Raw genomic sequence first — 21206 nt, forward strand, 5'->3', positions numbered from 1 at the left:
CTCCGGGTGACAGGCGCGCCGCGTCTCGGACGCAGTGCTCTAGTCATCTATATGAATGAAGGAATTCTAGGGAGCGGCCGTGGCCGGCGCAGTTGGTGTTAACCCGCGCGGCGGCTACGGCGGGTGTTGTCAACTAACCGTGCAGCAGGGCGACGGGCAAGGCGCCCAGCGTTTGCCCCAGGGCGAGGCGGGCGCCGCACAGCGTCTGGCCGTCGAACACGCTGTGCAGCGGTATCGACGCCAGCGGCGCGGGCAGGCAGACCGTCGTGTCGCGCCATGCGCCCGCGGGAAACACCGGCACGGCGGCGTGGCCCAGCAGCGCGGCTGCGTGCAGCGGCACGATCGCCACCACCCAGCGGCCGGCATGCTCGCGCGCGAAGGCCAGCGCATGGGCGCCGCCGCTGCCGCTGAGGACCAGCGGCAGGTATCGGCCCGCCGCAAAGACCTCGGGCATGGCGGCGCGCACGCCCAGGGCGCGCGCCAGCACCGCCTGCTTGATGCGCCCGTCGGTCCAGTGGGCAAGCAGCGGGGCGAGGCTGTGCTCCGGATGGGTCTGCAGCGCGCGCAGCGAACGGTGGCGCACCGCGAAGTCGACGGGGCGACGGTTGTCCGGATCGACCAGGCTGGTGTCCCAGAGGTCCGTGCCCTGGTAGAGATCGGGGACGCCCGGCACGGTCACGCGCAGCAGCATTTGCGCGAGCCCGTTGACGGCGCCGGCCGGCGCGATGGTGCGCACGAATGCGGCCAGCGACGGCAGGAACGCCGGGGCCGCCTCGCCGGTGAGCAGCGTGAAGACGAAATCGTGGCAGGCCTGCTCGTAGTCGAGGTCGGGCGCGAGCCAGTCGGTGCGCAGCTTGGCTTCGCGCAGGGCCTTGTGCTGCCATTGCGCGATGCGCTCGGCGAAGGCGCGCACGCCGTCGGCATCGCGCCAGTCGAGGCCGGGCGGCCAGGCGCCGACCAGCGTCTGGTAGAGCATCCATTGCGCATCGGGCGGGGGGGCCTGGCCCTGCGGCAGCGGCCGCAACCAGCGCGCGTGCGCGGCGCGCCATGGCAGCGCGGCGGCCAGCCAGTGCGCGGGCCGCTCCGACAGCACGGCCAGCCGGGCGCGCACGTCTTCGCCGCGCTTGTGATCGTGCGTGGCGGTGGCCAGCATCGCGTGCGGCCACAGGCGCGCGCGCGCCGCCATCGCCTGGTGGAAGGCGGCGGCATCGAGCGTGAATGCACCGGGGTCGGCGCCGACTTCGTTGCGCGACAGCAGCCGTCCGTAGCGGTAGCACGCGGTGTCTTCCACCGCCTTGGCCGCCACCGGCGACGACAGCTGCTGGCCGCGCCGCAGCGCAAGCTGGCGCAGCCGGTCGTGCCCGGCCGGCTCGCCGCCGAGCCAGGCGTCGAGCCGCGCCAGCAGCGGCTGGTCGACGCGCCGCAGGTGCGGCATCGCGTCGTGGATGGCGCGCCGCACGATGGCGGTGTCCTGCGCATCGCGGCCGTGCGCGTCGGCATAGGTGCGGTAGACGCTCAGGTGCACGACCAGTTCGGCGAGCGCGCGGCGGATGGCGTGCCAGGTCACGTCGTGCGCGTCGCGCTGCTGCTGCGCCACCGCATGCAGGGCCCAGGTCGCGGCGTCCAGTTCGGCGGCGAAGTGTTCGTGCAGGATGCGGCGCCGCGCCGCCAGGGCCGTGACACGGAAGTGCGCTTCGGCGGCCGGCCTGCCGGTCCAGTCGAGCCAGGCTTGCGTCAGCGTGGCCTCGCCGGCGGCATCGTGCAACAGCGCACCGGCCTGGTTCATGAAGTCGTAGCCGCTGGTGCCGTCGATATCCCAGCCGGTGCGCATGGGTTCGTCGGCGGCGAGGATTTTTTCCACCACGATCCAGGGCCGGCCGAGCCGGCGGTCGGCGGGGCGGTGGGCGTCTTCGGCGGCGAGCCGCTGGCGCAGCGCGCGGCAATAGCCGGCGGGGTCGGCCAGGCCATCGACGTGGTCGATCCGCACGCCGTCGATCCAGCCCTGCCGGTAGAGCCGGAAGATCAGCGCGTGCGTTGCCTCGAAGACGTCCGCCCGCTCGACGCTCAGCCCGGCCAGCGAACCGATGTCGAAGAAGCGGCGCCAGTTGATCTCGTCGTTGGCGCAGCGCCAGTGGGCGAGCCGCCAGGATTGGCGCGCCATCAGGGCATGCAGCTGTTCCGGGGCGGCGTTGAGGGCGGCCACGGCGCGGTCGATGCGCGCGCGTCCGGCGTCGGTCGCGGCGAAGTCGCGCAGGGCGGTGCGCGCGGCGTCGGCGTGCTCGCGGCGCGCGTGGAGGGCACGCGTCGATTGCAGCGCCGCGAAGCGCTCGGCCACGGCATCGAGCGCGGCATCCGTATCGCGTTCGCCCGACGGACCCGCGCCGCGCAGGACGCAGGCGTAGTCCGCCAGCGCGATCGGGAAGCGATGGTCGTGGTAGGCGATCGCCAGGCGCGCGGCCCCGGGATCGTAGTGCAGCGTCAGGCGGCCGCCTTGCAGCGCTGTGTCGTACGGCTCGCCCAGGAACGGCGCGAGCACCTTGCCGTGCAGCGCCGGCTGCGGCGGCTGCCACTGGATGTCGAAGGCGTGCGCCCAGGCGCTGGCCGGGCCGTTTTCGAGCACGTCCAGCCACCAGGCGTTGTGCGCGCCGCCCACGGCCATGTGGTTGGGCACGATATCGACGATGAGCCCCATGCCGCGCGCGTGCAGCGCCGCCACCAGCCGGCCCAGCGCATCTTCGCCGCCGAGCTCGGGGTTGACGCGCGTCGGGTCGACCACGTCGTAGCCGTGCATCGAGCCGGGCTGCGCCGTGGTGATGGGCGAGACGTACAGGTGCGAGATGCCGAGCGCGGCGATGTCGTCGAGCAGCGCGCGGGCATGGTCGAAGGTGAAGGCGCGGTGCAGTTGCAGGCGCAGCGTGGCGCGCGGCACCGCCGCGGGCGAGGCGGGCGGCGTCATGGCGGGGAATCCGGGTCGGCGTTCGCGCGCGAGCGCGCCAGGGCCGCCAGCCGCGCCCGGATGGCGGGGGCCGCCAGCAGCCCGGCCGCGGGCGCGGACAGGCGGCGGCGCCAGTTGGGATGCGTCTCGATGGTGCTGGGCAGGTTGGGCTGCTCCAGCAGGCCGAGCAGGTCTTCCATCGGGGCGATCGCCAACGGCACCGGCGCGGCCGCCGCGTAGGCGAGGGCGGCGGTGGCGAAATCGCCCGCGGTGGCGGCCAGCAGGGTGTCCACTTGCGCGGGGGGAGCGGTGCGTGCCTGCGCGAGCGCGGTCTGCAGGGCGGCGATGCGCTGTGCCGCGTCGTCGCCGGCCGTGGGCACGGTGGTGCGATGGTGTTGCGCGAAGGCGCCGACCAGGGCGCGCCGGTCCGCCATGCGGCGCGTGCGCGCTTCGGTTTCGTTCATGCCGATCGGCAGCAGCCCGAGCCGGGCTTGCCAGTGCAGGTCGTGGCCCGTCCACCAGCCTGCCACGGTGGGCAGGTCGTGCGTGCTGGTCATGGCCACCGAGGCGGGCGACCACGCTTGCGGCGGGCGGAACGGCGCCTCGGGCCGCGCATCGTCGCGCTCGAACCACAGGATGCGCATGCCGAGCAGGCCCGCGTCGGCCAGCTGTTCGCGCAGGCCCGCCGGTACGGTGCCGAGATCTTCGCCGATGACGATGCAGCGGTTGCGCCACGACTCCAGTGCGATCAGCCGCAGCAGGTCGCGCAGCGGATACCGCAGGTATACGCCGTCCAGCGCCCGCGCGCCGTCGGGAATCACCCACAGCCGCATCAGCCCCAGCACATGGTCGATGCGCACGCCGCCGGGCACGGCCATCACGGCCCGCAGCATCTCGAGGAAAGCGGCGAAGCCCTGCGTGCGCATCGCGCGCGGGCTGAAGGTGGTGAGCCCCCAGCTTTGTCCCTGCGCGTTGAACACGTCCGGCGGCGCGCCCACCGTCAGGCCGATCAGCAGGTCCTGCTGCCGGCTCCACGCATGGCTGCCGGCGCCGTCGGTGCCGACCGCGAGGTCGGCGATCAGGCCGATGGCCATGCCGGCGTCTTCGGCGGCGCGCTGCGCGGCGGCCAGCTGGCGCGCCGCCGCCCATTGCAGGAAGCGGTGGAAATCCACGGCGTCGGGGTGGTCGCGGGCGAAGGCGCGCACCGCCAGGTACGACGGCGACCGGTAGGGCGCGGGCCAGTGCTGCCAGTGGTGCAGCGGCGGATGTGCCTGGCGCAGGTGGGCGTCGAGCGCCTCGAAGTGCGCGTGGTCGAGCAGGCTGCTGCCCTGGCCGGCGTAGTGGGCGAGCATGTCTTCGTGCCGGCGGCGCGCGGCGCTGTCTCCGGCGGCGGCCTGCATCCGCAGGCGGCGATGCAGCGCGCGCAGCACCGTCAGCCGCGCGGCGGCGCTGGCGGGCCAGTCGATCAGGGCATTCGCCTCCAGCCGGGCGCAGTCGTCCGCCAGGCCGGCGTCGCTCACCGCCTGCCGCGCGGCCTCGGCGCCGAGCAGCGCGGCCGGGTCGATCATCCATGCGTTGAGGAACAGCCGGCTCGATGGCGAGTAAGGGGCGTAGCGATGCGTGTCCGCACTGAACATGGCGTGCACGGGGCTCAGTGCCAGCGCGTCGGCGCCGTGCCGCGCCAGGCTGCGCGCCAGCAGGCCGGCCGCGGTGTAGTCGCCCAGCCCCGCCGAGAGCGCGGCCCGCTCGCCGTCGTGGCGCAGGCCGTAGAGCTGCGCGGAGCCGCCCCACAGCCGCGCATCGGGCGGGCGCCCGCGCGCCTGCAGCGCATCGGACACCGCGTAGCAGCGCGCCGGCGCGATGGCCAGCGTGGTCTCGATGGCGGTGCGGCTGCCGGTGTCGATGCGCAGCCGGTGGTAGCCCGGCGCTGGCACCGGCGCCAGCCGCAGCGTGGCCCGGTCGTGCCCGATGCTCGCGTGCACCGTGCCTTCGGTGCCGCCGCCGTGCTCGAAGCCGATCCGGTAGGGTCGTCCGCCGAGCGTGGCCGCCCACGGTGGCGCGGTTTCCAGCAGGACGGCGTGTCCGGCCACCCCGGTGACCAGCGGCGGCACCGCGTGCTCGGCCGCTTCGACCAGCAGCCTGCCCCGGCTGTCGGCCTCGTCGGCGGCGCTGTCGGCGGGCAGGCCCAGGCAGCGCAGCACGGCGCGCAGCACGTCGTCGCTCACGCGCATCGGGCGGCCGGCGGCGTCTTCCCAGTCGACCAGCAGGCCGGCGTCCAGCGCCAGCCGGTGCAGCGCGCTGGCGGCATGCGGGGACGAGGGGGGCGCGGGGCGTTGGCTCATCGCTGCAAGTCAGGGGGCGATGCCGCGTGCAGCAGGGCGATGCACGCGCGGGGCGGCACGCGGTGCGCGGCGAGTGCCGCGGCGACGCCATCGCGCGATTCATGGAGCAGGTCGGCCGGGTTGCCGGCCAGCGCGGTCGGCACCGCCACCGGCTGCGTGCCCAGGTTGATGGCCAGCGTCAGCACGCTGCCGTCGCCCAGCCGCCAGCGCGCCAGCGCCCCCGTGGCGCCGAGCGGCACGGCATCGAGTGCGCGCGCACCGGGCAGGCGCGGCACGATGCGGGCATGCCGCAGCGCCAGCAGGCCCTGCGTGCGGTTCAGCCAGTCCAGCTGCTCGGGCAGTGTGGGATCGGTGCTGCCGGGCTGGGAGTCGAGGAAGGTGCGCTCGTCGTTCGGGTCGGGAATGCGTTCACGCTGGTGCGGATCGGCAAAGGCGGCGAACCGCGCGAATTCGCGCCGCCGGCCTTCGCGCACGGCCTCGGCCAGCGCGCCGTGGTGGCTGGTGAAATACAGGAACGGCCGCAGGCAGCCCCATTCCTCGCCCATGAACAGCAGCGGAATCTGCGGACTCAGCAACAGCAGCGCCTGCGCGGCGCGCAGGGCGTCGGGGTGCGCCAGGCGCGTGAGCCGCTCGCCGAAGGCCCGGTTGCCGATCTGGTCGTGATTCTGCAGGAACAGGACGAAGGCGGTGGGCGGCAGCCAGCCGCTGGGCTCGCCGCGCGGTGCGCCGTCGTGGATGACCGATGGTTCGCCCTGGTAGCAGAAGCCGTCCTGCAGCACGCGCGCCAGCCGCTGCGCGGGGGCGTCGGCATAGGCGGCGTAGTAGGCCTCGTGCTCGCCGGTCAGCAGCACGTGCAGCGCGTTGTGGCCGTCGTCGTTCCACTGGGCTTCGAAGGCGCCGGTGCCCAGCGTGCCGGGCGGGGCGCCGCGCAGCAGCGAGGCGGTGTTGTGCTCGTTCTCCAGCACCAGGTGCACGTGCCGCCCGGGCTCGACCGCCTGCCGCACGCGGGCGGCAAGCTCCTCCAGCCAGTCGCGCGCGCCGATGGCGTGCACGGCATCCAGCCGCAGCCCGTCGAAGCGATATTCCATCAGCCACATCAGCGCGTTGTGGAGGAAGAACGCGCGCACTTCCGGCTGGCGGAAGTCGATGGCGGCGCCCCAGGGCGTGTGCACGTCGTCGCGGAAGACGCGGCGGGCGTAGTGGTGCAGGTAGTTGCCCTCCGGCCCGAAGTGGTTGTAGACGACGTCGAGGAACACCATCAGCCCCAGGCCGTGCGCGCTGTCGATCAGGGCCTTGAGCGCATCGGGCGGGCCGTAGCCGGCCTCCGGCGCGAACGGCAGCACGCCGTCGTAGCCCCAGTTGCGCGCGCCGGGAAACTCCGCCACCGGCATCAGCTCGATGGCCGTGATGCCCAGGCGCGCCAGCTCGGGCAGGCGCGCGCGCACGCCGTCGAAGCCGCCCAGCGCGCCGACGTGCAGTTCGTACAGCACGGTCTCGTGCCATGGCCGGCCCATCCATCCGGGGTGCTGCCACGCGTAGCGCAGCGGGTCCACCACCAGGCTCGGGCCGTGCACGTCCTGCCACTGTGCGCGCGCTGCCGGGTCTGGGACCGTCAGCGCGATGCCCTCGCGGTTGGTGACCCGATAGCGGTAGCACGTGCCGGCGCCGACCGGCACGGTGGCGGCATGCCAGCCGCCGGGCTCGGGCGCCATGCGCACGGCCTCGCCCTGGTCGATGTCGACCCAGGCCTCGACGGCATCGGGCGCCCACAGGCGGAAGCGCGTGCGGTCCGGGCCGAGGCAGGCAGCCCCGAACGGCAGGTCGTGCGCGTGGCGGACGGGCGGCGCGGAGGTGGTGTCGGTCATGGCAAGGCCTCTCCCTGGCCGGTGGCGGGCACGGTTGCGTCGGGATGGGGCTGCACGCCGGCACCGGCTTCGACCGGCCTGTCGGGCACGCGGCCGACCGTCTGGCCGGCGGCTTCGCGTTCGGGCGCCGAGGCGATCTGCGCGATCGCGGCGAGCTGCGTGGCGAGCAGCAGCACCACGCTGCGTCCCTGCACCCGCACGGTCGGTTCGGCATGGGGCCGTGCCTCGCGCTCGGGCGCGGCGCTGTCGATGGCGAGCAGCCAGTCCATGGCGGGCCCGGGCAGCGTGAAGATCAGGTCGGCGGCGGCGCCGTTGATCAGCGTCAGCGCCACGTGCGGCCGCGCCTCGCCGTCGATGGTCTCGATGCAGGCGCGGCGCAGCGCCAGCGCGCGGGCTTCGGCGTCGTTCCAGGCGTCGGGCGTGAGCGGGTGGCCGCGCTCGTCGAACCAGGCGATGTCCGGCACGCCGGGCAGCACCTCCGCCTCGCCGTGCACGAAGTGCGGCCAGCGCAGGGCGGGGCTGGTCTTGCGCAGCGCGATCAGGCGCGCGGTGTAGGCGAACAGCGCCCGCCCTTCGGCCTGCGCGCGCATCGACCAGTCCAGCCACGAGATCGCGTTGTCCTGGCAATAGGCGTTGTTGTTGCCCTGCTGCGTGCGGCCGAATTCGTCGCCGCCCAGCAGCATCGGCGTGCCGTTGGAGAGCAGGACGGTGGCCAGCAGCGCGCGCGCCACCCGGGCCCGCTGGGCCAGGATGGCGGTGTCGTCGGTCGGGCCTTCGACGCCCCAGTTGGCGCTGCAGTTGTCGTGGTGGCCGTCGCGGTTGTCTTCGCCGTTGGCTTCGTTGTGCCGGTGGGTGTAGCTGACCACGTCGCGCAGCGTGAAGCCGTCGTGCGAAGCGGCATAGTTGATCGAGGCCCACGGCCGCCGGTAGCGCCGCCCGAACAGGTCGCCGCTGCCCGTGAGCCGCGCGGCCAGCTCCGGGCGCTGCCCGGCGTCGCCGCGCCAGAAGCGCCGGACGCCGTCGCGGAAGCGGTCGTTCCATTCGGCGAAGCCGGGCGGATGGTTGCCGAGCTGGTAGCCGTCGGGCCCGACATCCCACGGCTCGGCGATCGTCTTGACGGTGGCGAGTACCGGGTCCTGCCGCACGGCATCGAAGAACCCCGAGCCCGGATCGAAGCCGAGCCCCTCGCGCCCCAGCGTCACGCCCAGGTCGAAGCGGAAGCCGTCGATGTGGCAGGCGTTGACCCAGTAGCGCAGCGCATCCATCACCATCTGCAGCACGCGCGGATGCGACAGGTTGAGCGTATTGCCGCAGCCCGTGTCGTTGATGTAGTAGCGCTCCTGGCCCGGCACCAGCCGGTAGTAGCTCGCGTTGTCCAGCCCGCGGAACGACAGCGTCGGCCCCAGCTCGTTGCCTTCGCAGGTGTGGTTGAACACCACGTCGAGCAGCACCTCGATGCCCGCCGCGTGCAGCCGCCGGATCGCCACCTTCATCTCGTGCAGCGTGGGCGTCGACAGGTAAGCCGGCTCCGGCGCGAAGAACGCCAGCGTGCTGTAGCCCCAGTAGTTGCGCAGGCCGCGCTCGACCAGGAAGCGGTCCTGCAGGAAGGCGTGCACGGGCAGCAGCTCCACCGCCGTCACGCCCAGCGCCCGCAGATGCTCGATGAAGACCGGATCGGCCAGGGCCGCAAAGGTGCCGCGCTCGGGCGGCAGCAGATCGTCGCGCAGCATCGATGCGCCGCGCACGTGCATCTCGTAGATCACCGTGCGCGACCACGGCGTGTTGGGCCGCACATCGTTGCCCCAGTTGAACGACTCGTCCGTCACCACGGCCTTGGGGCAGGCGGGTGCGCTGTCGCGCCGGTCGAACGACAGATCGGCGCGGGAGGAGTTCAGGCGATAGCCGAACAGCGCATCGGACCAGCGCAGCGCGCCCACCAGGCGGCGGGCATAGGGGTCGAGCAGCAGCTTGTGCGGATTGAAGCGGTGGCCGCGGTACGGCTCCCACGGGCCGTAGGCACGGTAGCCGTAGACCAGGCCCGATTCCACGCCGGGCAGGTAGCCGTGCCAGACTTCATCGGTGCACTCCGGCAATGGCAGGCGCGCCAGCTCCTTGCGGCCGGTGGGGTCGAACAGGCAGAGATCGATGCGGGTGGCGTTGGCCGAGAAGACGGCGAAATTGATGCCCAGGCCGTCCCATTGGGCGCCCAGGGGATAGGGCTTGCCGGGGGAGAGGGTGCTGGGTAGGCGTAGCATGGTTTGGGTCTTGTTGGGTTATCTGGTTGGTTCTCCTGCCAGGGTTTGGTGTTGGTGGTGCATCTCCCGTTTCGTCCCCTGCCGGGGCCGACCTACTTTCTTTGTCTTGCCAAAGAAAGTAGGCAAAGAAAGGCGCGCCCGAGATGGCGACCCCCTCCTTGAATTTTTGTTACGGGGAGGGAGAGGGGGCAAACTCGCTGCGCTCAGACAGCCCCCTCTCTTTTTCCTCCCCGTAACAAAAATTCAAGGCGCCATCTAGGGCAGGAACGGCCAAACCGACGCAAAGCCAGCGTGGACGCCAAGATCAGCCTTGGTAGTAAGCCTAGTGTCAGATTGTTTGCCTTTCCCTTGCCCTATGCGGCGCCTTGAATTTGTGTTGCAGGGAGGAAAAAGGAAGGGGGCTGTCTGAGCGAAGCGAGTTTGCCCCCTTCCCCTCCCTGCAACACAAATTCAAGGAGGGTGTCGCCGCATCGGGCGCGCCTTTCTTTGCTTACTTTCTTTGGCAAGACAAAGAAAGTGAGTCAGCCCCGGCAGGGGATGAAACAAGGGATGGACCACCAAGCCCAGCCCCGCCAGGGGACGAAACCAGGGATGCACCACCAACAAAAAAACCAGCCCATCCCCACAACAAACAAATCAACACCCATCACCAGATTCAAACCTTCAACACCACAACAGCCAACGGCGGCAACCGCACCACCACCGACCGCCGCCACCCGTGCGACTCCACATCCTCTACATCCACAACACCGCCATTCCCAAGATTGGTCCCGCCATACACCGCACTGTCGGTATTGAGCATTTCGCGCCACCGCACCGCGCCATCGACATCCGGCACGCCGATCCGGTAGCCGTCGCGCGGCACCGGGGTCATGTTGGCCACGATCAGCATCGGCGTGCCCGCGGTGTCGAGCCGCAGGTAGGCGAAGACGCTGTTGGCGCGGTCGTCGCCGATCACCCAGCTGAAGCCTTCGGGCGCGCAGTCGCGCGCGTGCAGGGCGGGTTCGCTGCGGTAGAGGGCGTTCAGGTCGTGCACCAGCCGCTGCACGCCGCGGTGCCGCGGGTCGTCCAGCAGGTGCCATTCCGGCGCGGCATCGTGGTTCCACTCGCCGAGCTGGCCGAACTCGCCGCCCATGAACAGCAGCTTCTTGCCGGGATGCGTCCACATGAAGGCCAGGTAGGCGCGCAGGTTGGCCAGGCGCTGCCAGTCGTCGCCGGGCATCTTGCCCAGCAGCGAGCCCTTGCCGTGCACGACTTCGTCGTGCGACAGCGGCAGGATGAACCGTTCGGAGAAGGCGTAGACCAGGCCGAAGGTCAGGCCGTCATGATGGTGCTGGCGGTAGATGGGGTCGCGCTGCATGTAGTGCAGCGTGTCGTGCATCCAGCCCATGTTCCACTTGTAGTCGAAGCCCAGTCCGTTGACTTCGACGGCGGCGGTGACGCCCGGCCACGCGGTGGACTCTTCGGCGATGGTGATGGCGCCGGGGCAGCGCGCGTGCACCACGGCGTTCATCTGCTGCAGGAAGGCGACCGCCTCCAGGTTCTCGCGGCCGCCGTAGCGGTTGGGCACCCAGGCGTCGGCCGGGCGGGAGTAGTCGCGATAGAGCATCGAGGCCACCGCGTCGACGCGCAGGCCGTCGATGTGGAAGTGCTCGAGCCATTCCAGCGCGCTGGCGATCAGGAAGCCGCGCACCTCGTGGCGGCCGAAGTTGTAGATGAGGGTGTTCCAGTCCTGGTGGAAGCCTTCGCGCGGGTCGGCGTGCTCGTAGAGCGCGGTGCCGTCGAAGCGCGCCAGGCCGTGCGGGTCGCTGGGAAAGTGCGCCGGCACCCAGTCGACGACGACGCCCAGCGCCGCCTGGTGGCAGCGCTCGACAAAGCGCGCGAAGGCCTCCGGCGGGCCGAAGCGCGCCGACGGCGCGAACAGCCCCAGCGGCTGGTAGCCCCAACTGCCGCCGAACGGATGCTCGGCCACCGGCAGCAGTTCGACATGCGTGAAGCCGAGCCCGGCCACGTACGGAATCAGCCGCTCGCCCAGCGCGTCCCAGTCCAGGCTGCGGCCGCCGTCTTCCACGTCGCGCAGCCACGAGCCCGCGTGCACCTCGTAGATGGCGATCGGCGCATCGGGCCGCTGGCGCGCGGCGCGGGTTTCCATCCATGCCGCGTCGGACCATCGGAACGGCAGCGGATCGGCCACCACCGAGGCGGTCGCGGGCGGCGCTTCGGTGCGGCGTGCCACCGGGTCGGCCTTGACCAGCAGATGCCCGTCGGCGCCCACCAGCTCGAACTTGTAGCGCGAGCCCGGGCCCGCGCCCAGGCCGGCGGGCACGAACAGCTCCCACACGCCGGTGCCGTGGCGCAGCCGCATCGGGTGGCGGCGGCCGTCCCACTGGTTGAAGTCGCCGACCACCGACACGCGCCGGGCATTGGGTGCCCACACGGCAAAGCGCACGCCGGCCACATCGTCCTGCCGCATGGCCTGGGCACCCAGGCAGCGGGCCAGTTCCCAGTGCCGGCCTTCGGTGATCAGGTGCAGGTCCAGGTCGCCCAGCAACAGGCCGAAGGCGTAGGGGTCTTCCGCTTCCTGCACCGCTTCATGGCCGGCGCCGGCCGGCCAGATCACGCGCAGCCGGTAGGCGCCGGGGTGGCCGTCGGCATCGGGCGCGTCGTCGGGCAGCCGTCCGTGGAACAGCCCAGTGCGCCCGACCGGCGCCAGTTCGGCCATGACCTGGCCGCGCGGGTCGATGGCCTGCACGCGCCGCGCGCCGGGATGGAAGGCGCGCACCATCCGGTGCGGCCTCTCCCCCTCGGCCGTCTCCAGCCGATGCGGCCCCAGCACCGCGAACGGGTCGCCCAGCCGGCCGTGCGTCAGCGCGTCCAGCGTGTTCCGGTCGAGGCCGGGCGGCAGCGCGGGCGCAGGCTCCTGGGCCGCCGCGCTGGGCGTGGCCGGCCGGGTGGCCGTGGCGAAGTCATGGGCCGAGGTCACGGCGGGCCTCCGAGCGGATCCCGCGCCACGGGCGGCGCCACGTCCGCCGGCAGCAGCCGGCGCGCCACCCGCGCCAGGCCCGCCAGCGGGATCGGCAGCCACGTCGGCCGGTTGGCCGCTTCGTAGTTGACCTCGTAGGCCGCCTTCTCCAACAGGAACAGGTCGAGCAGGTCCAGATCGAGCATGCAGGCGCCGTCATCGGAACCGGGGGCCAGGATGGCGGCCGCGTAGGCCTCCAGGAAGCGCTCGGTGGACGCATTGCGGAAGCGTTCGAGCAGCTGGTCGCGCCGCTCCTGCGCCGGTCCGGCCACATGCTCGGGGCCCTGCCGCATGGCGCCCACCACGTAGTCGAGCGAGCGCACCAGCCCGGCCACGTCGCGCAGCGGGCTGGTCTTGCGCCGGCGCTCGTCCACCGGCCGCGACGGCTCGCCCTCGAAGTCGATCAGGTAGGCATCGCCCTGCGCCACCAGCACCTGGCCGAGGTGGAAGTCGCCGTGGACGCGCGCCAGCATCGCGCCCAGGCCGCCCTGCGCGCGTTCGCGGGCGGCTTCCAGCAGGGCATCGCGCTGCGACAGCAGCCAGCCGACCTCGGCGCGCGGTCCGTTGGCCGCCTGCCATGCCGCGAGGTGGTCGAGCGCGCGGGCCAGCTCCTCGTCCACGCGCGCGGTCCAGAAGGCTGCGTCGTCGGCGTCGGCGGCGCGGGTGCCGAAGGCCGGATCGTCAGACGGCCCGGCCAGCGCGACGTGCAGCTCGCCCAGCCGCGTGCCGATCGCGCCGATGAAGGCCAGGTAGCCCGCCAGCGCTTCGTCGGTATCGGTGCGCGCTTCCGAGACGGCGGTGGGCGCCGCGTCGCCGTCGCCGGCCGAGACGGCCTCCGTCAGCACCGCCAGCTCATCGATGGTGCGGCGCAGGTAGTCGAGTGCCCATGTCCACGCATCGCCCTGGTTGGGCACGAAGCTCTGGAGCACGGCCAGCGTGCTGCGCTCGCCGTCCGCGCCCTCGTGCGCGATCTCGCCGATCAGCGCGGCCGTGTTGGCATAGCCGATGCGCGTGAGGTGGCGCGTCATCTCCACTTCCGGATGCACACCCGCCGCCACCCGGCGGATCAGCTTGACGATGACCGATTCGCCGATCACCAGCGAGCTGTTGGACTGCTCCGCCGCCAGCCACTGCACCGGCGCGTCGGGCGCCAGCGGCAGCGGCGCCGGGCGCACCGCCGCGGTTTCGGCGGCCACCGGCGGCTCGGCCAGTTCGGCCAGGTGCGGCTCGGGCTCGAAATGCACGCGGCCGTCGCTGGCCTCCAGCGTGACGCCGCGCACCAGGTTGGCCAGCAGCACACGGGCGAAGGTCTCGGTGGTGAAGGCATCGGTCAGGTAGCCGACATGGCGGCCGCGCCGCACGCGCGCCAGCGCCAGCTGGATCGGCAGCGCGGGCAGCGTGGCGCTCTCCCACGCGATCGACAGCGGCAGCAGGTAGCGCTCGGTGCGCTCGGTGCCGTCCGCGTCGCCCAGCGTGACGGCGATCTCGTTGATGAACACCTCGGGCCGGGTCGCCCCCGCCAGCGGCCGGTTGGTGGAGGCCGCATCCACCGGCAGCTCGGTGCCCCAGGCGAAGTGCGCGCCGCGCAGCACGCTGTCCTTGGCCGCGAACCAGCGGCGCTTGGGCAGGTAGGTCGGCAGGATCTCGCGCTCGACCAGCTGGCGGTGCGCCTCGCGCTGGCGTGTGTCGGCCAGCGCATCGAGCCTCGCGCGCAGCACCAGCGTGGTGAACTCGGGCAACTGCTCCGCGGCCGGCTGCGCCCACGACGGGCCGGGCTCGTTCTCGCGCAGCTCCAGCCAGTAGAACGCATAGGGCGGCAGCGTCAGCAGATAGGGCAACTGGCCGATCGGCGGGAAGGCCGTCCCGCCGATCAACTCCACCGGCACGCGCTGCGCATAGGCGGCCAGGTCCAGCTCCACCGCCTGCGAGGCCCGGGACAGATTCGCCACGCACAGGATGGGGGCCTCGCCTTCCAGCGCGCGCGCATAGGCCAGCACCTTGCGGTTGGCCGGCTGCAGGAACTGGATGCTGCCGCGCCCGAACACGCGGTGGCGCTTGCGCGTGGCCAGCAGCCGGCGCGTCCAGTTCAGCAGCGAATGCGCGTCGCGCGTCTGCGCCTCCACGTTGACCGATTCATAGCCGTACAGCGAGCCCATGATGGCCGGCAGCACCAGCTGCTCCGGATCGGCGCGCGAGAAGCCGCCGTTGCGGTCGGGCGACCACTGCATCGGCGTGCGCACGCCGTCGCGGTCGCCCAGGTGGATGTTGTCGCCCATGCCGATCTCGTCGCCGTAGTACATCACCGGCGTGCCGGGCATCGAGAACAGCAGGCTGTTCATCAGCTCCACGCGGCGGCGGTCGCGCTCCAGCAGCGGCGCCAGGCGCCGGCGGATGCCGAGATTGAGCCGCGCGCGGCGGTCGCTGGCGTAGACCTCCCACAGGTAGTCGCGCTCCGCGTCGGTCACCATCTCCAGCGTCAGCTCGTCGTGGTTGCGCAGGAAGATGGCCCACTGGCAGGTGGGCGGCACCTCGGGCGTCTGCCGCATGATGTCGGTGATCGGGAAGCGGTCCTCCCGCGCGATCGCCATGTACATGCGCGGCATCAGCGGAAAGTGGAAGGCCATGTGGCACTCGTCGCCGTTGCCGAAGTATTCCTGTGTGTCTTCGGGCCACTGGTTGGCTTCGGCCAGCAGCAGGCGGTTCTTGAATTCCGCGTCCATCGCCGCGCGGATCTTGCGCAGCACGGCGTGCGTCTCGGGCAGGTTCTCGTTGGCGGTGCCCTCGCGCTCCACCAGGTAGGGCACGGCATCGAGCCGCAGGCCGTCCACGCCCAGGTTGAGCCAGAACTTCATCACGCCCAGCACGGCCTTGAGCACGCGCGGGTTGTCGAAGTTCAGGTCGGGCTGGTGCGAATAGAAGCGGTGCCAGTAGTAGGCGTTGGCCACCGGGTCCCAGGTCCAGTTGGAGGGCTCGGTGTCGATGAAGATGATGCGCGTGCCGGCGTATTTCTTGTCGTGGTCCGACCACACGTAGAAGTCGCGCAGCGCGGAGCCCGCCTTGGCGCGCCGCGCGCGCTGGAACCACGGGTGCTGGTCCGAGGTGTGGTTGATGACCAGCTCGGTAATGACGCGCAGGCCGCGCGCGTGCGCCTCGGCAATGAAGCGGCGCGCGTCGGCCATGGTGCCGTAGTCGGGGTGCACGCCGCGGTATTCGGCGATGTCGTAGCCGTCGTCGCGGCGCGGCGAGGGGTAGAACGGCAGCAGCCAGATCGCATCCACGCCCAGCTCGGCGATGTAGTCGAGCTTGGAGATCAGGCCCGGGAAGTCCCCTACGCCGTCGTTGTCCGAGTCGCAGAACGATTTGACGTGCAGCTGATAGATGACCGCGTCCTTGTACCAGAGCGCGTCGTCCACCAGCAGCACGGTCGGGTTGCGCGTCATGACGGTTGCTCCTCCGAAGGCAGCGCGGGTCGTACGCGCCAGATCGCGAACGGTTGCTCGGGCGCCAGCCGCACGTGCTGCCGCTTGCCGCGCCACACGAAGCGCGCGCCGTCGACGAGGTTCTCCGCCATCAGCGCGCCGTGGTCGGGCAGGCCCCACTGCCACAGCGGCAGCTCGATGTCGGCCTCCTGCGGGTGATGCGGGTCGAGGCTGATGGCGACCAGCAGCGTGTTGTCGCCGAAGCGCTCCGGCGCGGCATCGGCGGGTTCGGCCGGGTGGGTCGGCAGCGGCGCCGGCGTCGATTTGCTGAAGTACAGGATGCCCTCGCCCGAGGCCGGCTGGAACTGCACGCCCAGGTGCGAATGCAGCGCCGGATTGGTGCGGCGGATGCGGTTGAGCAGCGCGATCTCGGCGACGATGTTGCCCGGCCGGTCGTGGTCCCACGCGCGCAGCTGGTACTTTTCGGCGTCCAGGTATTCCTCCTTGCCGGGCAGCGCCTGCCCCTCGCACAGCTCGAATCCGTTATAGACGCCCCACAGCCCGGAGAGCGTGGCCGCCAGCGCCGCGCGGATCAGGAAGCCCGGCCGCCCCGAGGTCTGCAGGAACACCGGATTGATGTCGGGCGTGTTGACGAAGAAGTGCGGCCGGAAATACTCGCGCACCGGCGTGCGGGTCAGCTCGGTCAGGTAGTCGATGAATTCCTGCTTGCCGTGGCGCCACGTGAAGTAGGTGTAAGACTGCGAGAAGCCCACCTTGGCCAGCCGGTACATCACCTTGGGCCGCGTGAACGCCTCCGACAGGAAGATCGCATCGGGGTAGCGCGCGCGCACCTCGCCGATCATCCATTCCCAGAACGGCAGCGGCTTGGTGTGCGGATTGTCGACGCGGAACAGCCGCACGCCCTCGTCGGCCCAGAACATCACCACGTCGCGCAGCGCGAGCCACAGCGCGGGCTTGGCGCTCGCGGCGTAGAAATCGACGTTGACGATGTCTTCGTATTTCTTGGGCGGGTTCTCGGCGTACCGGACGCTGCCGTCGGGGCGCCAGGCGAACCAGCCCGGGTGCGCGCGCAGCCAGGGGTGGTCGGGCGAGCACTGGATGGCGAAGTCGAGCGCCAGCTCCAGCCCCTGCCCGCGGGCGGCATCGCGCAGCCGGCGGAAATCGTCCAGCGTGCCGAGCTGCGGGTGGATGGCATCGTGCCCGCCTTCCGCCGCGCCGATCGCGTAGGGGCTGCCCGGGTCGTCGGGCTCGGCGCGCAGGCTATTGTTGCGCCCCTTGCGGTGGGTGCGCCCGATGGGGTGGATGGGCGGGAAGTACAGCACGTCGAAGCCCATCGCGCGGATCACCCCCAGCCGGCGCGCCACGTCGCGGAAGGTGCCGTGCCGCTGCGCGTCGCCGCTGGCCGAGCGCGGGAACAGCTCGTACCAGCTGGCGAACGCGGCGCCGCTGCGCTCCACGTCGAGCGGATACGGTGCGCTGCGCACATGGAACGGCCGGAAGTGCGAGGCCTGCGCCATCACGTGCGCGGTGGCCGGGTCCAGCAGCAGCTTGAGCCGGTGCGCGGGGTCCGGGGCGGTGGCCCGGAGCAGGTCCGCCAACTGGTGCAGTGCGTCCACCGGGGCGTCCTTGGGCGCGTGGTCGGCCGCATGCGCCACCAGCTGCGCGCCTTCTTCCAGCTCGACGGCCACCTCCACGCCGGCTGCGTGCTTCGTCTCCAGCTCGGCGCGGAAGGTGCCGAAGGCATCGCGCCAGGCGGCCACGGCATAGGCATGCCGCCCCAGCCGTTCGGGCCGGAAGGCGCCGCGCCAGCGGTCGTTGCCCAGCGGCACCATCGGCACGCGCTGCCAGGCGTCGTCATCGTCCGCGCGCCACTGCAGTTCTACAGCCAGCTGGTCGTGCCCGTCCATCAGCACGTCGGCTTCGACGACGATGTCGTCGCCCACCAGCCGCTTCACGGCAAAGCGGCCGTCGTCCACGGCAGGGGCCACGTGTTCGATGGCGATGCGCGGCGCGGCCACGGCGGTGCCGGCGCGCCCGCTGTCTGCATCGCCCGGGATTGCCCGCTGCCCGCCGGGCGCCACGATGGGGCGCCACCGGACCGGACGGCTGCGGAACACGCGCCAGGCCTGCACGCCGCCCGGCGGCAGGTCGATCTCCGCCAGCGCGCGCGCCTTGGCGCGCAGGGCCTCGTCGCGGCTGCCGGCCGGCTCGGTCAGCAGGTCGAGCGCCACGCCGCGCGTGAAGCCGCCCGCCACGCCGGGCAGGAAGCGGTCCGCCTGCGCCGCGACGCCGGTGTGCAGGTCGGGGTTGATGACCAGCAGCGTCGCCGCATCGTCCGCCCGCAGGTCGGGGCCGTCGGCGCGCAGCAGGGCGCTCATGCGTGCGTCGGGGCCGGTCAGCATGCGCAGGTCCGCGCGCGCGGCCACCGTGCCGGCGGCCTGCGCGGCACGCAGCGTCGCGTTCACGTCGCGCACCGCGTCGGACAGGTCGAAGGCCGCATGCGCGTCGATCCACTGCGCGTCGGTCGGGTCGCCGCGATCGGGCTGCATCGGCAGCAGCGCGCCGCGCTCGAAGCCGAACGGCATCAGCCAGCCGGCACCCAGCACGTCCGCCACGTCGAGCATGCGACGGTAGGCCCGCTCGCGCGTCATGGCATCGCCGAAGGCCTGGCCGTAGCGCGTGCCGAACGGCGCCTCCACCGTGGCGATGGGCGGCGCGACGGCGGCCAGCCGCGCGTGTTCCTCCACCATCCAGCCGGCGCGGAAATCCCACCAGCGCAGCGACGAGAAGGTGGCATCGAAGCCGGCGTCGGCCAGGGCCTCGACGGCCCGGCCGTCCAGGCCCGGCGTCCAGGCCAGGAAGCGCACCGGCCGCGCGCCGGCGCCCTCGCGCGTGGCCGCGATCAGCGGGTGCCAGCGCGCCGCCGGCAGGCGGGCCGGCGCCTCGCAGCGGAAGCCGCCGATGCCGAGCGCCGTCCACGCGCGCAGTTGCTGCATCCACCACGCGCCGATGGCCTCGGCGCAATGCGCATCGTCGTGGCGGAACGAGGCCACCTCCAGGTGCGACGGCGGCAGGCGCGGGTCCAGCGCGTCGCCGTGCTCGGCGCGGCAGTGGAACCAGCCGGGGTGGTCGGCGCGCAGCGGGGCGTCGGTCGCCACGCGGTCGATCACCAGGTCCATCAGCAGGGCCAGGCCGCGCTGCCGGCAAGCGTCGGCCAGCCGGCCCAGCGCCGCATGTGCGGGTCCGCCGCCGAGCGCGGCATGCAGCCGCGCGTGGTCGCGCGTGACGAACACGTTGCCGCCCGCGCCCACCGCAAACGGCGGCGCGATCAGCACGTGGTCGAAGCCGAGCGCGGCGATGCGGTCCAGCAGACCGCCCCACTGGTCGAGCGGACCCTGCTGCAAGGGATGGAGATAGCAGATCGCCGGCGTGAATGCCGCCGCGCTCCACTGCGCCTCGGGCCGGGCGTGCGGGGCTGCCGCGGGAGGTGCTTGCGTGGGCGTTTGCGCGGCGGCCGGCTGCTGCGTGTCTTCCGCCGCGCGGGGCGGCGGGGCGGGCGGGGTGCGGGAGGCGGGTGCCGCGAACGTCTTCGGATCGGTCATGCGTCGGTGCCGTTGGAGCGTTGAGCGCCGGGCGCGTCGAAGGCAGCGTCCGGCCGGATCGTGATGGCCGGGCGATGGCCCGGCCCGTGCCGCCGGCATGTCATGCGCGGATCTTTTCCCGGCCGGCGGCGCGCGCCACCGGGTGCGCGCGGGCCGTGGTGGACAACGCCGTCGTCCGGCGCCGGCGCGCGGGTTTGCCCACCGGCGCCGTGTCCGGGGGGCTCGCGGGCCGCGCAAGCGTGCGCATCGGCCAGTGCTGCAGATGCGGCATCGGCGTGGCGCGCGGTGCCAGCGAGGCATACAGCGCCAGGTACTCGCGCGCCGGCTGCGACCAGCCGAAGTCCGTCGTCATGCCGTTGTATTGCAGGACGCGCCATGCGCGCGGCTGGACGAACACGCGCAGCGCGCGCGCCACCGCGCCCGCCATGGCCTCGGGCGTCTCGCCGTCGAACAGGAAGCCGGTGGCGCCGCGCAGCGCCGCCTCGGGCGAGCCGCGATCGGCGATGGTGTCGACCAGCCCGCCCACCCGCGAGGCCACCGGCACCGTGCCGTAGCGCATGGCATACAGCGGTGTCAGGCCGCACGGCTCGAAACGGCTGCCGTGCAGCAGCAGGTCGGCGCCGGCGTGCAGCATGTGCGCGTTGCGCTCGGTATAGCCGATCACGGCCGCCATCCGGCGCGGATATCGCTCGGCCAGGGCGGCCATGGCGCTTTCATAGCGGCGCTCGCCGCAGCCCAGCACCGCCACCTGCAGGTCGGGATGGGCTTCCAGCATCTGCGGCAGCGCCTGCAGCGCCACGTCCGCCATCTTCTGGTGCGTCAGGCGGCTGCCCAGCGCCAGCAGTGGCGCATGCGCGTCTTCCGGCAGGCGCAGCAGCGTCTGCAGCTGCAGCTTGGCGGCGTGCTTGCCGCTCAGGTTGCCCGCGAAAAACGGCCGCGACAGGTAAGCATCCTTCGAGGGATTCCACACCGCGTTGTCGATGCCGTTGAGAATGGCGACGAGGTCATGCCGGCGCGCCCGCAGCACGTCCTGCATGCCGTAGCCGAAGGCGTCGGTCAGGATCTCGCGCGCATAGGTCCGGCTTACGGTGGTGATGCGGTCGGCCCACATCAGCCCCGCTTTCAGGAAACTGAACTGCCCAAAGAATCCGGCCCCGCGCACCGCCTCCGGGGGAAGACCGAGGTCCTGCGCGATGCGCGGCGGGAAGTTGCCCTGGAACGCCAGGTTGTGCACGGTCAGGACCGTCTTGACCGGCCGTCCCGCGCGCTTGACCAGCAGCGGCACCAGCGCGGCATGCCAGTCATGCGCCTGCACGATGTCGAATGCGGGCAGGTCGGGCACGCCGCCGGCCACGTGCGCGGCCGCATGGCTGAACGCGGCGAAGCGCAGCGCGTTGTCGGCGTAGGGCTCGCCGCAGGCATCGAGGTACGGGTTGCCCGGGCGATCGAACAGCGCCGGGGCGTCGAGCAGAAGCACCGGCACGCCGGTATCGGGCATCGCGCCCAGCAGCACGCGCGCGGGGCCGCCCGGCAGATCGGGCAGCGCGCAGGCCACCCGGGCATCGCGCAGCTGCGCCTGCGCGGCGGGGTACCCCGGCAGCATCACGGTCACGTGCAATCCGGCGCGCTGCAGCGCGCCGGCGCATGCCCCGACCATGTCTCCCAAGCCACCGGTCTTGGCCAGCGGCACCGCTTCCGATGCGACAAAGAGGACGTTCAGCGACAAGATCGTGCTCCCAGCGAAG

The 21206-nt window shown here is 72.3% G+C and carries 8 protein-coding genes; all 8 read right to left on the minus strand.

Going from position 1 to position 21206, the window contains the following annotated elements:
* Nucleotides 1–133 precede the first annotated feature (133 nt).
* Nucleotides 134–2956 (minus strand): malto-oligosyltrehalose synthase, encoded by a 2823-nt coding sequence (treY, locus tag GO999_RS23215; protein WP_211906937.1) that lies wholly within the window; start codon nucleotides 2954–2956, stop codon nucleotides 134–136.
* Entirely contained in the window at nucleotides 2953–5277 is a 2325-nt protein-coding gene (gene malQ, locus GO999_RS23220; RefSeq protein ID WP_211906938.1) for a 4-alpha-glucanotransferase, read from the minus strand. The genes treY and malQ overlap by 4 nt, the downstream gene beginning before the upstream one ends.
* A complete protein-coding gene (gene treZ / locus GO999_RS23225) occupies nucleotides 5274–7142 on the minus strand; it encodes a malto-oligosyltrehalose trehalohydrolase (RefSeq protein ID WP_211906939.1) in 1869 nt (622 codons plus the stop codon). Before treZ ends, malQ begins: the two co-directional genes overlap by 4 nt.
* Nucleotides 7139–9397 carry a glycogen debranching protein GlgX gene (gene glgX / locus GO999_RS23230; protein WP_211906940.1) on the minus strand — a complete coding sequence of 753 codons (2259 nt, stop codon included), beginning with the start codon at nucleotides 9395–9397 and terminating at the stop codon, nucleotides 7139–7141. Before glgX ends, treZ begins: the two co-directional genes overlap by 4 nt.
* A 655-nt stretch (nucleotides 9398–10052) precedes the next feature.
* Complete coding sequence (gene glgB, locus GO999_RS23235; protein WP_211906941.1) at nucleotides 10053–12380, minus strand: 1,4-alpha-glucan branching protein GlgB; 2328 nt, start codon at nucleotides 12378–12380, stop codon at nucleotides 10053–10055.
* Nucleotides 12377–15859, minus strand: a complete 3483-nt coding sequence (gene treS / locus GO999_RS23240; protein ID WP_211906942.1) for a maltose alpha-D-glucosyltransferase — start codon at nucleotides 15857–15859, stop codon at nucleotides 12377–12379. Before treS ends, glgB begins: the two co-directional genes overlap by 4 nt.
* A complete protein-coding gene (locus tag GO999_RS23245; RefSeq protein ID WP_211906943.1) occupies nucleotides 15856–19461 on the minus strand; it encodes a maltotransferase domain-containing protein in 3606 nt (1201 codons plus the stop codon). Before GO999_RS23245 ends, treS begins: the two co-directional genes overlap by 4 nt.
* A 100-nt stretch (nucleotides 19462–19561) precedes the next feature.
* Nucleotides 19562–21187: a glycogen synthase GlgA gene (gene glgA / locus GO999_RS23250; protein ID WP_211906944.1), complete on the minus strand. Its 1626-nt coding sequence runs from the start codon at nucleotides 21185–21187 to the stop codon at nucleotides 19562–19564.
* Between the last annotated feature and the right edge of the window lie 19 nt (nucleotides 21188–21206).

The sequence above is a fragment of the Ralstonia nicotianae genome (assembly GCF_018243235.1).
GTDB lineage: Bacteria > Pseudomonadota > Gammaproteobacteria > Burkholderiales > Burkholderiaceae > Ralstonia > Ralstonia nicotianae.

Coding starts and splice junctions, on each gene's coding strand:
- treY (WP_211906937.1), bottom strand. CDS start 2,956: ATGACGCCGCCCGCCTCGCCCGCGGCGGTGCCGCGCGCCACGCTGCGC.
- malQ (WP_211906938.1), bottom strand. CDS start 5,277: ATGAGCCAACGCCCCGCGCCCCCCTCGTCCCCGCATGCCGCCAGCGCG.
- treZ (WP_211906939.1), bottom strand. CDS start 7,142: ATGACCGACACCACCTCCGCGCCGCCCGTCCGCCACGCGCACGACCTG.
- glgX (WP_211906940.1), bottom strand. CDS start 9,397: ATGCTACGCCTACCCAGCACCCTCTCCCCCGGCAAGCCCTATCCCCTG.
- treS (WP_211906942.1), bottom strand. CDS start 15,859: ATGACGCGCAACCCGACCGTGCTGCTGGTGGACGACGCGCTCTGGTAC.
- GO999_RS23245 (WP_211906943.1), bottom strand. CDS start 19,461: ATGACCGATCCGAAGACGTTCGCGGCACCCGCCTCCCGCACCCCGCCC.